This window comes from Streptomyces celluloflavus (genome assembly GCA_000720995.1).
Classification (GTDB): Bacteria; Actinomycetota; Actinomycetes; order Streptomycetales; family Streptomycetaceae; genus Streptomyces; species Streptomyces celluloflavus.
Map to the genome: position 1 here is coordinate 12,655 of JOEL01000017.1, position 14,900 is coordinate 27,554.

Below are 14,900 nucleotides of genomic sequence, written 5' to 3' on the forward strand. Positions count from 1 at the left end.
GTGCCGCAGAGATGTCTGCGGCACCGGGCCCCTGTGCTTACGTGCCCCGCGGCTCATTCCCGCACGGAGCCCCAGCGCACTTCTGGCGCACCCTCGAAGTGGCCCGCGTGCCGCGGCTCGCGATACGCCTGCCCAAGCACGAACACATCGGGTGCCCCGTCCAGGACACCGCCCGACGGATCGTCGTCGCCATCCCTGCGGATCACGTCGCGCTCCGGCATAAGGATGTCCCGTACGACCACGGCACACAGATAGAGAGTGCCCAAGAGGTGCACGACGATGACCAGTTGGTAGCCCTCCAGTGGCAGCCCCTGATGCTTGTCGCCGTTCCCCGTGTAGGCGAGGTACATCCAGATCCCCAGGAAGTACATGACCTCGCATGCCTGCCAGATCAGGAAGTCCCGCCAGCGCGGCCGGGCCAGTACCGCAAGCGGAATCAGCCACAGCACATACTGCGGCGAGTAGACCTTGTTGGTGAGAACGAAGACGGCGACAACCAGGAATGCCAGCTGCGCGAAGCGTGGCCGACGCGGGGCGTAGAGAGTCAGCAGCGCGATCGCACCACAGCCCAGAATCATCAGCAGCATGGCGTACGTGTTGACGTCCGCAAGGAAGTTCCCGGTGCGCTGCGAGATCAGCAGCCAGACCGAACCGAAGTCGATCGGCCGCTCCTGGCTGAAGGTGTAGAACTTCGTCCAGCCCTCCCGGATGTGGAACCCGGACGAATCGTGGGCAATCATCACCGGCACGTTCACCACAAGCCAGGCCACCACCGCGCCGGCCACGGTCTTCCCGTACGCACGCCAGGCTCCCGAGCGCCAGCACAGCATCAGCAGCGGCCCCAGCAACAGCACCGGGTACAGCTTCGCCGCGGTCGCCAGCCCGATCAGGACGCCGGCTGCCAACGGGCGACTACGTGACCACACCAGCATCCCCGCCGCGGTCAGAGCAACCGCCAGCAGGTCCCAGTTGATGGTGGCAGTGAGGGCGAAGGCGGGTGCCAGGGCGACGAGGAGTCCGTCCCAGGGACGTCGCCGGTGGGTGCGGGTCACGCACACCACGATGACCGCGGCGCAGACCAGCAGCATGCCGGCGTTGACCAGCCAGTAGACCTGCTCGCGGTACTGGATCAACCCGCTGTGCGGAGTCATCCAGGAGGCGACCTCCATGAAGGCACCGGTCAGCACGGGATACTCGAGGTAGTTCATCTCGCCGGGCAACCGGTCGAAATAGGGGATCAGGCCGTCGGCAAATCCCCGGCCCGCATAGAGATGCGGGATGTCGGAGTAGCAGGCATGCGTGTACTGGCTCGTGGCGCCGAAGAACCAGCCAGTGTTGTAGCAGGGCAGCTTCTGCACCATGCCGAGCGCGAACATACCGATGGTGACGAGCGCGATGATCCGGACGGGCGTCAGCCAGCTCGTACCGAGCAGCGCGCGACGACCTATCGGCCCCCCGATCAGCTCGCTCCCAGCCGCCGCCACCTCATCCCGTGTCGTCGGCCGCACGGGCTCGTCCTGTCGCACGCTCGTCATGACCCCATCCTGCCGCACAGACCTCGGACGGCCATGGCGAAGCCCCCGCCCGGATAAGTCGGGTCGGGGGCTTCGTAGCTTCATGTTTCACGTGAAACAGGCGATGTTTCACGTGAAACGGTCGGCGATCAGGGGTGGTGTTTGCCGCCGGGGCCTCCGAACAAGCCGCCTGTGGCATCTCCACTGCTGCCGGTGGTCGCGTCAGGGGGCGGGCTCGATTCGCCGCCGGTGCTGCCGCCCGGTAGACCTCCGGTACTACCGCTGGTGGTCGTGCCACCGCTGGTGTGGCAGTGAACGTCCCATTCGGCGCAGGTCTCGGTCGGGGTGGGAGAGGACGGCGTGTGAGACGGGGTCGCCGGGGGCGTAGGCGTCCCGGTCGCGGCCTTGGACGGCGGCGGTGTCGGCGGTGCAGTCTGCTGGGGCGGCGGCATGCCCTCCTCGTCGGCGCGCTGCCCGATGGGTTCGGCGGCCGGGAACGGCACCGATGGGACGCCCTTCATGGCCTGCAACATGTACTCGGTCCACACCTCGGTCGGCAGAGCACCACCGTGAATCGAGTCGAAACCGCCGACCCCGTTCATGGACAGCTGGCGCGGATTCTTCGGGTCCTCACGGAACATCGTGACGGCCGTGGAGAGCTGCGGGGTGTAGCCGACGAACCAGGCCGACTTGTTCTCGTCGGTGGTGCCGGTCTTACCCGCCGCCGGCCGGCCCAGCCGCTGCGCGTCCTTGGCCGTACCGTTCTGGATGACGTTCTCCAGCACCTTGGTCACATTGTTGGCGATCTTCGGGTCCATCGCCGTCTCATGCTTGGGCTTGTCAAAGCCCGGCAGGTCCTCACCCTGGAACTTCACCGCGGTCACCGAATACGGCTCGACCTTCGTCCCCGACTTGGCAAAGGTTCCGTAGGCGTCGGCCATGCGGATCGCGCTCGGCGTGGAGGTGCCCAGCGCGAAGGAGGGGTTGAGGCTCTTGTCGAAACTGCTCTCCGAGATTCCGGCGGCCTGCGCCATGTCCCGCACCTTGTTCATCCCGACGTCCATGCCGAGCTGGACGAACGGGGTGTTGACGGACTGCTCCATCGCCTTGACCAGGGAGATGTAGCCCCAGGGACGGTCGCTCTCATTGACTTGGTAGAAGGGCGTGTTGTCCTTCTTCAGGACGTAGTTGCCGTCTCGGTCCTTCACCTTGAGATGGTCGTTGCCGTTGTACTTGCTCTCCGGCGAGATCGGCTGACCACCGCTCGCCTTCGTCCCGTCCTTCATCGCCGCCGCGAGGACGAACGGCTTCCAGGTCGAGCCGACCGGCACGCCGAAGGTGTCGGCGTTGTTGCTGAAGTGGCCCTTGTCGTAGCCCTCGCCGCCGTACAGGGCGACGATCTTGCCGTCTCCCGGCACCACCGAGGCGGCACCGAACTGAACGTATTGGTCCTTTTCCCGCTTCTCCGGGTCGATGTATTTCTTGTCGACCTTCTTCACAGCAGCGGCGAGGTACTCGGTCTTCGCCTTGTCGAAGGTCGTCTGGATCTGATAGCCGCCCTTGTCGAACCGCGCTTCGCTGATATCGGCATGCTTGAGGACGTACTTCTTCGCCGTATCCATCAGATAGCCGATCTGGCCGGCCTTGCTGGCCACCGGCTTCGGCGCTTCGGGCATGGGGAACTTCTGGTACTTGTCCCGCTCGGTCTTTGTCATCAGCCCCGTCTCGACCTCTCGGTCGAGAACCCAGGACCAGCGGTCCTGGGCGCGCTTGGTGTTCGCCGCCCTCGAGGAGTTCGGGCCCGTACCGCCGGCCGGGTCGTACAGGTCGGCACCCTTGAGCACAGTCGCCAGCAAGGCGCTCTCGTCCGGCTTCAGATCGAAGGCGTTCTTGCCGTAGTACGCCTGAGCCGCTGCCTGGATTCCGTAGGCCCCTCGCCCGTAGTAGCTGGTGTTGAGGTAGCCCTGCAGAATCTGCGGCTTGCCTACTTTCCAGCCCACCTTGATCGAGATGAAGAGCTCTTTGAACTTCCGGTCCAGGGTCTGCTTCTGACTCAGCATCGCGTTCTTGACGTACTGCTGAGTGATGGTTGACCCGCCCTGAGTGTCGCCACCCTTGGCCATGTTCAGAAGCGCGCGGCCGATACCCACGGGGTCCACACCCGAGTCCGACTTGAACGAGGCGTTCTCCGCGGCAATCGCCGCATTCTGCATCGAGACCGGAATGTCGGCGATCTTGACGTTCTGCCGGTTCGTCTCACCGTCCCGGGCCATGACATCGCCATTGGACCAGAGGTAGACATTGTTCTGCTGCTTGGCGGCGGCGTTCTCATCGGGAACCTGCACCAACGCCAGCGCTATGCCTGCGGCGCCGACGATCAGGCCGGCAAAGCCGATGCACAGGGCGGTGACCAGCTTCCAGGACGGCACGAAGCGGCGCCAGCCGACGCGGTTGTAGCGCGGGTAGTCGATGAACCGCTTCTTGCCGGGCTTTCCGCTGCCACGGCCGCGTCCTCGCCCTCCCTCAGGACCACTTCCGCCACCGCCTCCGCGGCGCCCTCCGCCCCCATTCCCACCGCCGGACGCCATCGCCGCGGTATCGGAGGCCCGCCGACGACCACCACGCTGGGCGGCTCGGCGGGCTTCGGCCCGTCCGCCGGACGGCCGTTCCTGGCCATCCGGTTCTGAGTTGGGCGCAGGATCGGCGGCGGAGCCGCGCGAAGGCGCAGCTCGACGCCCCGACGACTGCTGTGCGGCGCGTCGGGCCGCGGCACGTCCACCACCTTGTGGCTCCGGCGGTTTGCGACGGTGCTCGCTCATGGAACGAATACTCCTCGGACAGGCGCGCTATCTCGTCGCCTGATGGCGGCAGTTATCTTCAGGTCCCCCCGACGCACGACCCGCACCTGACCAGCGAGCCGCACCGCACCGGAAACGGCGACGCCACATCTGGCCTCACGGTTCCCGGCGATCTGCATGCCGCACAGACTACGCAGGGCCAAAACCTGCCCAGGGTTGAAATTCCCTCCAAATCAGTCAGGTTGGGTAGTACGAATCGGTGATGTGACGCCGTTCACCGTCCCCCCACTTGTTCCGCCCAAGCGGCCGTTCTATCGTCTGGATGTATCGCTTCGATACATCAGCACGACATAAAGAGCGCCCGAGGACAGGGAGGCGAAGGATGAGCAGACGCTCCGGCGTCCTTGAGTTCGCCGTCCTCGGTCTGCTTCGTGAGTCCCCGATGCATGGCTATGAGCTGCGGAAACGGCTCAACACCTCGCTCGGGGTCTTCCGTGCATTCAGCTACGGCACCCTCTACCCCTGCCTCAAGGCACTGGTCGCAAGCGGCTGGCTCATGGAGGAGACGGGCGGTGCCCCGGACGGCGCACCCGCCGCGGCGCTGACAGGGCGCCGGGCGAAGATCGTCTACCGACTGACCGCAGCAGGAAAAGAGCACTTCGAGGAACTGCTCTCCCACTCCGGACCGGACGCATGGGAGGACGAGCACTTCGGTGTCCGCTTCGCCTTCTTCGGCCAGACATCGCGGGACGTACGGATGCGCGTGCTGGAAGGCCGCCGCAGCCGGCTGGAGGAGCGCCTCGAAAAGATGCGCACATCGCTGGCCCGCACCCGCGAGCGGTTGGACGACTACACCCTCGAACTACAGCGCCACGGCGTGGAGTCCGTGGAGCGCGAAGTCCGTTGGCTGAACGGGCTCATCGAGAGCGAGCGCGCCGGGCGCGATCAGCGTGCGCCCGAGCCCGCCGAGCGGGACAAGAAGGACTCTCCAGGAAACACGGGCGGCCTGCCCCGGCACCGGGGTGGTACCCGGCCGGATCCGTCCGATGACACCACCACATGAGGGCCTGCGCAGCAGGGTCTCATCGACAACACAGGGAGCAACCGGAATGGGTTCGGTACGCGTAGCCATCGTCGGCGTGGGCAACTGCGCCGCCTCGCTGGTACAGGGCGTCGAGTTTTACAAGGATGCCGACCCGAACAGCCGCGTGCCCGGCCTCATGCACGTGCAGTTCGGTGACTACCACGTGCGTGACATCGAGTTCGTGGCCGCCTTCGACGTCGACACCAAGAAGGTCGGCCTCGACCTCTCGGACGCCATCGGCGCCAGCGAGAACAACACCATCAAGATCTGTGACGTGCCGAACGCCGGCGTGACGGTCCAGCGGGGCCACACTCTCGACGGTCTGGGCAAGTACTACCGCATGACCATCGAGGAGTCCGAGGAGACTCCGGTCGACATCGTCCAGGTCCTCAAGGACAAGCAGGTCGACGTCCTGGTCTGCTACCTCCCTGTCGGCTCCGAAGACGCCGCGAAGTACTACGCGCAGTGCGCCATCGATGCCAAGGTCGCGTTCGTCAACGCTCTCCCGGTCTTCATCGCCGGAACCAAGGAGTGGGCGGACAAGTTCACCGCTGCCGGTGTGCCGATCGTCGGCGACGACATCAAGTCCCAGGTCGGCGCCACCATCACGCACCGTGTGATGGCCAAGCTCTTCGAGGACCGGGGAGTCATCCTGGACCGCACGATGCAGCTGAACGTCGGCGGCAACATGGACTTCAAGAACATGCTCGAGCGCGAGCGCCTGGAGTCCAAGAAGATCTCCAAGACGCAGGCCGTCACCTCCCAGATCAGGGACCGTGACCTGGGCGAGGACAACGTCCACATCGGTCCGTCGGACTTCGTGGCCTGGCTGGACGACCGCAAGTGGGCCTACGTCCGTCTGGAGGGACGCGCCTTCGGTAACGTCCCGCTCAACCTCGAATACAAGCTTGAGGTCTGGGACTCCCCGAACTCCGCCGGCGTCATCATCGACGCGCTGCGCGCTGCGAAGATCGCCAAGGACCGGGGCATCGGCGGTCCGATCCTCTCGGCGTCCTCGTACTTCATGAAGTCGCCGCCGGTGCAGTACTTCGACGACGAGGCGCGCGAGAACGTCGAGAAGTTCATCCAGGGCGACGTCGAGCGCTGAGCCGCCGCATCGTCCGATCGCAGGCCCCCGGGTATTCCACCCGGGGGCCTGCGGGCTGTGTGAGGCTGTGCACCATGCATGCTGTGCGCGATCTCCGCGTATTACTCCGTCTGCGCGACTTCCGTTCGCTCCTCGCCGCACGGCTCCTCTCCCAGGCGGCTGACGGCGTCTTCCAGGTCGCACTCGCCGCCTTCGTCGTCTTCTCACCCGAGAAACAGACCTCACCTGCGGCCATCGCCTCCGCCATGGCGGTCCTATTGCTCCCGTACTCCCTCCTCGGCCCCTTTACCGGCGTACTGCTCGACCGGTGGCGGCGCCGGCAGGTCCTGCTGTACGGCAATCTGCTACGGGCTCTGCTGGCCGCCGGAACAGCTGCGCTGGTCGCGGCCGAGGTACCCGACTGGCTCTTCTACGTCTCGGCCCTGTCCGTGACCGCGGTGAACCGCTTTGTCCTGGCCGGACTTTCGGCCGCGCTTCCTCGTGTGGTCGGCGGCGGGGAGCAACTCGTCATGGCCAATTCCCTGTCTCCGACAGCCGGAACGCTCGCCGCGACGGCAGGCGGCGGGCTCGCCTTCGTTGTCCGCCTCGTCGGCGCGGATGGGAACGCGGTCATCGTGCTGCTCTCTGCCGCGTTGTATCTCTGCTCGTCCCTCACCGCCCTGCGCATGCCGCCGGATCTCCTCGGACCTGACCCCGGGATGCTCCAACCACGCCTGGGAGAAGCGCTGTTGAGCACCGCGCGGGGACTTGTGGAGGGCCTGCGTCATCTCGCGGGACGGCGCAGACCTGCGCGTGCCCTCGCCGCAATGACCGTGGTCCGCTTCTGTTACGGAGCGCTGACCGTCATGGTGCTGATGCTGTGCCGATACTCCTGGGCGGACAACGAGTCCGGTGGCCTGGCCCTGCTCGGCATCACCGTCGGGGTGTCAGGAGCGGGCTTCTTCGCGGCTGCTGTCGTCACCCCCTGGGCCATCTCCCGGCTCGGCACGTCCGGCTGGATCGCATGCTGCGCCGCCACAGGGGCGGTGCTGGTGCCTGCTCTCGGCCTGTTCTTCGCTCCGGAGCCGATGCTGGCCGCGGCGTTTCTGCTCGGCCTCACCACGCAGGGGACAAAAATTTCCACGGACACGGTCGTTCAGTCATCGGTCGATGATGCTTTCCGCGGCCGGATCTTCGCCATCTACGACGTCCTGTTCAACGTCGCCTTCGTCGGCGCCGCTGCGGTGGCATCTCTCATGCTGCCGCCGGACGGAAGGTCGGCTGTTCTGCTCATCGTGGTGGCGGGCCTCTATGCGGTCGTCGTCGCGGCACTGGTCCGCTTCAGGCACCGCGGAACTCCCGCTCGCCCGACGAAGCCGCAGCTGCCGTAGCGGATTCGTATGACCAGGTACGTTACGGGGCGTCGATCACCTGCAAGAGTCGCAGCAGGTTCAGGGGGACTTCCGTGACCACACCGCCTCAGGGGCAAAGCCCGTACGGACCGAATCCGTACGGTCAGAACCCGTACCCACAGACACCCACCGCTCCAAACGGACAGCCTCAAGGTGGTCCGGCTCCGCAGGATGGTCATACCTATCCGCAACAGGGACCGCTTCCGCAGCAACCGTACGGCGGCCCCGGCCCCGGACCGACGCCCCCTCCGTCCGTTCCTCCGCGGGACACCGTGGGGAAGAAGATCACCCGTGTGGTGCTGGCCTTCGTGATCATCGGCGTGGTGATCGGCGGACTGGTCGGCTTCAACTCCGTCTGGAACAGCATCTTCGGTTCCGACGCTCAGAAAGCTGCGGTCGGTGATTGCATGCAGAACAAGGGCACCGCGTCAGACCCCAAGATGGAGTCCGTGGACTGCGGCTCATCTACCGCGACCTACCAGGTGTCGGAGGTCCACGACGACACCTCCGACACCTCGGTCTGCGACAAAAAGTATTCCGCGTACACCGAGAGCACCGGGGGCCGTCGGCACCGCTCCAGCGTCGTGCTCTGCCTCACCCACCTGAAGTAGCAGCGGCAGTGGTCCCGTGTTTCACGTGAAACACGGAACCTCATCGACAGCCGGTTTCACGTGAAACGTCAGTCCTGTCCCGCCCACCACTCCTTGAGGGCAGCAACCGCCGCGTCCCGCTCCATCGGGCCGTGCTCCAGTCGCATCTCGAGCAAGTGCTGGTACGCCTTCCCGACCTGCGGCCCCGGGGCGATACCGAGGATCTTCATGATGTCGTTGCCGTCCAGGTCCGGGCGGATGGCATCCAGCTCTTCCTGTTCCTGGAGCCGGGCGATGCGCTCCTCAAGCCCGTCATAGGCGCGCGACAGAGCATTGGCCTTGCGCTTGTTGCGGGTGGTGCAGTCCGACCGCGTCAGCTTGTGCAGCCGCTCCAGCTGCGGGCCGGCATCACGCACGTACCGGCGGACTGCCGAATCCGTCCATTCACCCATCCCGTAGCCGTGGAAGCGCAGGTGCAGCTCCACCAGCCGCGAGACGTCCTTGACCAGGTCGTTGGAGTACTTCAGCGCGGTCATGCGCTTCTTGGTCATCTTCGCCCCCACCACCTCGTGGTGATGGAAGGAGACCCGACCGTCGTTTTCGAATCGCCGCGTCTTCGGCTTCCCGATGTCGTGCAGCAGGGCCGCCAGCCGCAGCACGAGATCAGGCCCGTCCTCTTCAAGGCCGACCGCCTGGTCCAAGACTGTCAGTGTGTGCTCGTAGACGTCCTTGTGACGGTGATGCTCATCACGTTCCAAGCGCAACGCCGGCAGCTCCGGCAGCACCTGGTCGGCCAGCCCCGTCTCGACGAGCAGCCGCAGTCCCTTCAGCGGGTGCGCAGCCATGATCAGCTTGTTCAGCTCGTCCCGTACCCGCTCCGCGGAGACGATCTCGATGCGCTCCGACATCGCCTTCATCGCGGCGATGACCTCGGGAGCGACCTGGAAGTCCAGCTGGGCGGCGAAGCGGGCGGCGCGCATCATCCGCAGCGGATCATCGGAGAACGACTCCTCCGGGGTCCCCGGGGTCCGCAGCACGCGCGCTGCCAGGTCTTCCAGGCCATCATGCGGGTCGACGAACTCCTTCTGCGGCAGGAGCACCGCCATGGCATTCACCGTGAAGTCCCGACGGACCAGATCCGCCTCGATGGAGTCGCCGTAGGACACCTCGGGCTTGCGGGAGGTGCGGTCGTACGCCTCGGAGCGGTAGGTCGTCACCTCGATGTCGAACGAGCTCTTCTTGCAGCCGACCGTGCCGAAGGCGATGCCGACCTCCCATACCGCGTCCGCCCACGGCCGGACGATCCTCAGGACGTCCTCGGGCCGGGCATCGGTGGTGAAGTCCAGGTCATTGCCGAGCCTGCCCAGCAGCGCGTCCCGTACCGAGCCGCCGACCAGGGCAAGCGTGAACCCGGCCTCCTGGAAGCGGCGGGCCAGGTCGTCCGCAACGGGGGACACCCGCAACAGCTCGCTCACGGCACGGCGCTGCACATGGCTCAGCGCGTTCGTCGAATGCGGAGTCCGCGCGGACTGCGGGGCAGGGATGTCATTGTTGGCGTTCGGCACAACAGAACAGGGTACGTGGCCGCGCTGCGCGAAGCGTCACCTTAATAAGGGGACAGGCGCCCGGCCCGCTGTCCAACGATCATGTGGAGCAGTCCGCGGCACTACGTCACAGCGGGCCTCGTTACCATTCGTGGACGCACATTCCGACGACCACTGACGACGACGAGGGACGGGCGAGCGCGTGGCCGAGGCGGCAGGGTTCCAGGGGACTGAACGGCCGCGCGGTCGATGGCTGCGCAGGACCGCGGCACTGGTCACCGGAGTGCCCCTGCTCGTGGGGCTGATCCAGGTCCCGCACGCCCCCTCAGTGCAGGCGGCCCCGACGGGCTCCCGCACGGTCGACGTCACCATCGATGCGGTGTCGCCGTCCACCCCCGCCAAAGCCGACACGGTCACGCTCTCCGGGACACTGACCAACGACGGCAATTCCACGATCACCGACGCCCATCTCGACATGCGCCGCGGCCCGTCGATCAGCGACCGCAGCTCCATCGACAGCGCGGCCAAGCGCACCGGCTACTCGCCCGGCGCGGACGGCCCGGAGCTCGAAGGGCACAGTCAGAAGATCGACAAGCTGGAACCAGGTGTCAGCCAGCCATTCGCCGTCAGCGTGCCGGTCAAAGACCTCGATCTCGGCGACAACGGTGTGTATCAGCTCGGTGTCTCTCTCTCCGGGCGCACCCGGACCGCGCCCTCCGAGCAGGTACTCGGTATCGACCGAACCTTCCTGCCCTGGCAACAGGCCGATACCAACAAAAAGACCCAGCTCACCTACCTGTGGCCGCTGACCTCCCCCACGCACCTCACCGCCGAGACCATCGCCGACGCCCAGCAGACACCGGTCTTCCGCAACGACGACCTCGCCGCGGAGATCGCGCCCGGCGGGCGGCTCCAGCAGATGGTCGCGCTCGCCAAGAATCTGCCGGTGACCTTCGTCATCGATCCCGATCTGCTCGCCACGGTCGATGCGATGACGAAGTCGTACAAGATCGGCGGTCCGGACGGCCCCGCGGGCAAGAACCAGGCGGTCGCCAAGCAGTGGCTGAACGACCTCGAAGACGCGGTGAAGACGCACGAGGTAGTCGCGCTGCCCTTCGCCGACCCCGACCTGGCCTCGCTCGCCCACCACGGCAAGAGCGTGCCCAGCTCGCTCAGCCACCTGGGTCCGGCCACCGAGCTCGCCGGGAAGACCGTGGACACGATTCTCGGAGTCAAACCGCGTACCGACTTCGCCTGGCCCGTCGACGGAGCGATCGACTCATCGATCGTCGATGTCGCCACCTCGGCGGGCGCGCACAACGTCATCACCCGCAGCGACAGCCTGACGGAGTCCGGCGGGCTGTCCTACACCCCGACGGCGGCCCGGCCGATCGGTAGCGGCAACACCGCCATCGTCGCGGACGAGGGGCTCTCCCGGGCCTTCGAAGGCGATATGTCGCAGGCCGGGAATGCCACGCACGCGGTCCAGGAATTCCTCGCCCAGACCCAGATGATCACCCTCCAGGAGCCGGACCGGCAGCGCAGCATCGTCGTCGCACCGCAGCGCATGCCCTCGGTCAGCCAGGCGCACGCGATGGCCACCGCGCTGCGGGCCCTGGAATCCGGACGCTGGACACAACCGCTGAACCTCAGTGGCGCGGCCAAGGCCGAGCCGGATCCGGCGGCCGCCCGCAGTGTGCCGAGCCGTGCCGACTACCCGGCCGCACTGCGCAAGCAGGAGCTGCCGGCGGACGCCTTCCGGCAGATCCAGGACACGCAGTCCGCACTGGACGACTTCCGGGTGATCCTGTCCCAGCCGGAGCGCGTGGTGACCCCGTTCGGCACCGCCATAATGCGCGAGATGTCGACGCAGTGGCGGGGGGACGCCGGAGGCGCCGCCGCGTTCCGTACCTCAGTCCGGAGCTATCTCGACAGCCTGACCAAGAAAGTGCACCTGATCCAGAAGTCGGAAGCGACCCTCTCCGGGCGCAGCGCGACGATCCCGGTGACGGTCCAGAACAACCTCCTCCAGGGCGTCCAGAACCTCACGCTGGAGCTGAGTTCGTATCAGCCCAACCGACTGGATGCGGGCGAGGCGCAGCGGATCAAGGTGGACGGCGGGCACAGCCAGTCGTTCAAGTTCGACACCACGGCGAACGCCAACGGTCCCGTGCGGGTGAAGGCCCAGCTCTATGCCGCAGACGGCAAGCCGTACGGTGACCCGATGACCTTCGAGGTGAACGTCACCGAGATCACCGCGACGGTCATGCTCGTCATCGCGGGCGGCGTACTGCTGCTCGTCCTCGCCGGCGTGCGGATCTACCTCCAGCGCAAGCGCGCCGCGTCCCGACGCAGCGAGGACGGCCCGGACGGCGCCGATGACGGCGAAGGCACGGACGGCGACAACGGTGACACGGACGGCGACAAGCCCGAGCAGCCGAGTGACCCCACGCCGGACACCGGTTCGGAAAACCCGGACCCGTCCGGCTCAGGTGAGAAAGTGGACCGTTGATAGATGGCGGGGCCGGATGGCCGGGGACGGATGAGGTGGGGCAGCGATGAATGCGCCGTACGACGGTGACCGCGGCCGGGGCGCCGGTGGCGATCCCACGGAGCCGGTCCCTCCGACGCCCCAGGTGCCCGCAGCCCAGGACCCCTATGTCCAGGACGCGTACCGGAACAACCCCCACCGCGCCCAGGATCCGACGGCCCAGGATCCGGTCGCCGAGGCGCTGTACGACCGCGCCGCGCACCCGCCGCCGCCCCCGGGGCAGGCCCCGCAACCGCTCTATCAACAGCCTCCCGCACCACAGCACACCCCCGACCCGCAGCTGTGGGCTTCGCCTCCGCCGCCCGAGCCGCAGGGCCCGACCCGCCATCTCCCGTACGGCGACGCTGCCGCGACGACGCAGTTCGTGGGCGTCGACGATCTGATCACGCAGGCCGCCGACGAGCGTCCCGAACCCGATGCCTTCGCGCATCTCTTCCGGGACCAGCAGCAACGGTCCTACGAGCCGCAGCGCCCCGCAGCGCCCCCGTCCGTCCCCTCCGCGGCCGGCGGGGAGCCGGGGACGGAGGCGGTATCGCAGCAGTCCGCGCCGGCGCCGGAACCCGCTCCCGTGGCGGTGGCTGGCAAGTCTTCCGGCGGTCGTGCCTCCAGCCTGCTCAAGTCCAGCGCGCTGATGGCCGCCGGCACGATGGTGTCCCGCCTCACCGGTTTCGTCCGCTCGGCGCTGATCGTCGCCGCGCTCGGCGGTGCCGTGCTCGGTGACTCCTGGCAGGTCGCCTACCAGCTACCAACGATGATCTTCATCCTGACCATCGGCGGCGGTCTGAACTCCGTCTTCGTCCCCCAGCTCGTGCGGGCGATGAAGGAGGACGAGGACGGCGGCGAGGCGTACGCCAACCGGCTGCTCACGCTGGTGGTCGTGATCCTCGGGGCGCTGACGGTGCTGGCGGTATTCGCCGCGCCGCTCCTGGTGAAACTGGTCTCCTTCGACATCTCACGCGATCCGGCGGCCAACGAAGTCGCCGTCGCGTTCACCCGCTACTGCGTGCCCACGATCTTCTTCATGGGCCTGCATGTCGTGATGGGACAGATCCTCAACGCCCGTGGCCGCTTCGGCGCGATGATGTGGACCCCGGTCCTGAACAACATCGTCATGATCGCCACGTTCGGCCTGTTCATCTGGGTTTACGGTTCCGCGAAGACCTCCCACATCGGCGTCACCACCATCCCCTCCGAGGGCATCCGGCTGCTGGGGATCGGCACACTCCTCGGTCTCGTCGTCCAGGCGCTGGCGATGATCCCGTACCTGCGCGACGCCGACTTCAAGCTGCGGCTGCGCTTCGACTGGCGCGGACACGGTCTGGGCAAGGCCGCCAAGCTCGCCAAGTGGACCGTACTGTTCGTCCTCGCCAACCAGGCGGGCGTCCTCGTCGTCACCCAGCTCTCCACCTGGGCCGGCAACACCGCCGCCCAGCAGGGCCACCCGGGCACCGGCTTCATCTCCTACGCCAGCGCGCAGCTGATCTGGAACATGCCGCAGGCGATCATCACCGTCTCCGTGATGGCGGCGCTGCTGCCGCGGCTGGCACGGTCCGCCCATGACGGCGACACCGGAGCCGTCCGGGACGACATGTCCCAGGGGCTTCGTACCTCCGCGGTCGCCATCGTCCCGATCTCGTTCGGCTTTCTCGCCCTCGGCATCCCGCTCTGCACGCTGGTCTACGGCTCGTCGGGCGCCGGGATTCCGATGGGCTACATGCTGATGGCCTTCGGTGTCGGCCTGATTCCGTTCTCGGTGCAGTACGTCATTCTGCGTGCCTTCTACGCGTACGAAGACACCCGCACCCCCTTCTACAACACGGTGATCGTCGCGGCAGTCAACGCCGCCGCCTCCGCCCTCTGCTTCCTGCTCCTGCCCGCTCGCTGGGCCGTGGTCGGCATGGCGGCCTCCTACGGGCTGGCGTACATCATCGGTGTGGGTGTGGCCTGGCGCCGTCTGAGCAAGCGGATGGGCGGCGACCTGGACGGTGCGCACATCGTCCGGACATACGCGCGGCTGGCCGGGGCGAGCATTCCGGCCACGATCGTCTCCGGTGCCGTGGTGTACGGCATCATGCAGGTGCTCGGCAGCGAGTTCCTCGGCTCGCTCGCCGCCCTGATCGGCGGCTGTGTCGCACTTCTGGCCGTCTTCTACGTCGCCGCTCGCAAGATGCGGATCGAAGAGCTGAACGCCCTGGTCGGCATGGTCCGAGCCAAGCTGGGGCGCTGAGCGGGCACAACCATCGCCTGCCACCGTGTGTCGTGCATAGTGGCGGACTGTGGGCACAATTGTCTTGGCTCATTGAGCCTGCATCGGATGGGG

Annotated in this window: 9 protein-coding genes; 6 read left to right on the top strand and 3 right to left on the bottom strand. The window is 66.8% G+C overall.

Translation table 11 applies throughout. The features are described 5' to 3' along the window. Positions 1 to 53: 53 nt before the first annotated feature. Positions 54 to 1,535 (bottom strand): glycosyltransferase family 87 protein, encoded by a 1,482-nt coding sequence (locus IH09_RS17750; protein ID WP_052857271.1) that lies wholly within the window; start codon positions 1,533 to 1,535, stop codon positions 54 to 56. A 128-nt stretch (positions 1,536 to 1,663) separates the two neighbouring features. Continuing rightward, positions 1,664 to 4,333, bottom strand: coding sequence for a transglycosylase domain-containing protein (locus tag IH09_RS17755; RefSeq protein WP_094793625.1), 2,670 nt, complete (start codon positions 4,331 to 4,333; stop codon positions 1,664 to 1,666). 361 nt (positions 4,334 to 4,694) lie between these two features. Here IH09_RS17755 and IH09_RS17760 point away from each other — a divergent pair, with 361 nt between their 5' ends. The 4 genes from IH09_RS17760 (at position 4,695) to IH09_RS17775 (ending at position 8,506) form a co-directional block, all read left to right on the top strand. Next, a complete protein-coding gene (locus tag IH09_RS17760) occupies positions 4,695 to 5,375 on the top strand; it encodes a PadR family transcriptional regulator (protein ID WP_052857273.1) in 681 nt (226 codons plus the stop codon). A gap of 46 nt (positions 5,376 to 5,421) precedes the next feature. Beyond that, on the top strand, positions 5,422 to 6,504 hold the full coding sequence (locus tag IH09_RS17765; RefSeq protein WP_052857274.1) for an inositol-3-phosphate synthase: 1,083 nt from the start codon (positions 5,422 to 5,424) through the stop codon (positions 6,502 to 6,504). Between the two features lie 74 nt (positions 6,505 to 6,578). Then, the gene (locus IH09_RS17770) at positions 6,579 to 7,874 is read left to right on the top strand and encodes an MFS transporter (RefSeq protein ID WP_052857275.1); all 1,296 of its coding nucleotides are present in this window, start codon (positions 6,579 to 6,581) and stop codon (positions 7,872 to 7,874) included. A 293-nt stretch (positions 7,875 to 8,167) separates the two neighbouring features. After that, positions 8,168 to 8,506 (top strand): LppU/SCO3897 family protein, encoded by a 339-nt coding sequence (locus tag IH09_RS17775; protein ID WP_190233326.1) that lies wholly within the window; start codon positions 8,168 to 8,170, stop codon positions 8,504 to 8,506. Between the two features lie 68 nt (positions 8,507 to 8,574). On the opposite strand, the gene IH09_RS17780 is transcribed toward IH09_RS17775, so the two are convergent. Continuing rightward, a complete protein-coding gene (locus IH09_RS17780; RefSeq protein WP_052857276.1) occupies positions 8,575 to 10,050 on the bottom strand; it encodes a CCA tRNA nucleotidyltransferase in 1,476 nt (491 codons plus the stop codon). Between the two features lie 181 nt (positions 10,051 to 10,231). Here IH09_RS17780 and IH09_RS17785 point away from each other — a divergent pair, with 181 nt between their 5' ends. Both IH09_RS17785 and murJ read left to right on the top strand, forming a co-directional pair. Continuing rightward, positions 10,232 to 12,541 carry a DUF6049 family protein gene (locus IH09_RS17785; protein WP_190233327.1) on the top strand — a complete coding sequence of 770 codons (2,310 nt, stop codon included), beginning with the start codon at positions 10,232 to 10,234 and terminating at the stop codon, positions 12,539 to 12,541. A gap of 46 nt (positions 12,542 to 12,587) precedes the next feature. Next, positions 12,588 to 14,807: a murein biosynthesis integral membrane protein MurJ gene (gene murJ, locus IH09_RS17790; RefSeq protein WP_052857277.1), complete on the top strand. Its 2,220-nt coding sequence runs from the start codon at positions 12,588 to 12,590 to the stop codon at positions 14,805 to 14,807. Positions 14,808 to 14,900: the final 93 nt, after the last annotated feature.

Coding starts and splice junctions, on each gene's coding strand:
- IH09_RS17750 (WP_052857271.1), bottom strand. CDS start 1,535: ATGACGAGCGTGCGACAGGACGAGCCCGTGCGGCCGACGACACGGGAT.
- IH09_RS17755 (WP_094793625.1), bottom strand. CDS start 4,333: ATGAGCGAGCACCGTCGCAAACCGCCGGAGCCACAAGGTGGTGGACGT.
- IH09_RS17760 (WP_052857273.1), top strand. CDS start 4,695: ATGAGCAGACGCTCCGGCGTCCTTGAGTTCGCCGTCCTCGGTCTGCTT.
- IH09_RS17765 (WP_052857274.1), top strand. CDS start 5,422: ATGGGTTCGGTACGCGTAGCCATCGTCGGCGTGGGCAACTGCGCCGCC.
- IH09_RS17770 (WP_052857275.1), top strand. CDS start 6,579: ATGCATGCTGTGCGCGATCTCCGCGTATTACTCCGTCTGCGCGACTTC.
- murJ (WP_052857277.1), top strand. CDS start 12,588: ATGAATGCGCCGTACGACGGTGACCGCGGCCGGGGCGCCGGTGGCGAT.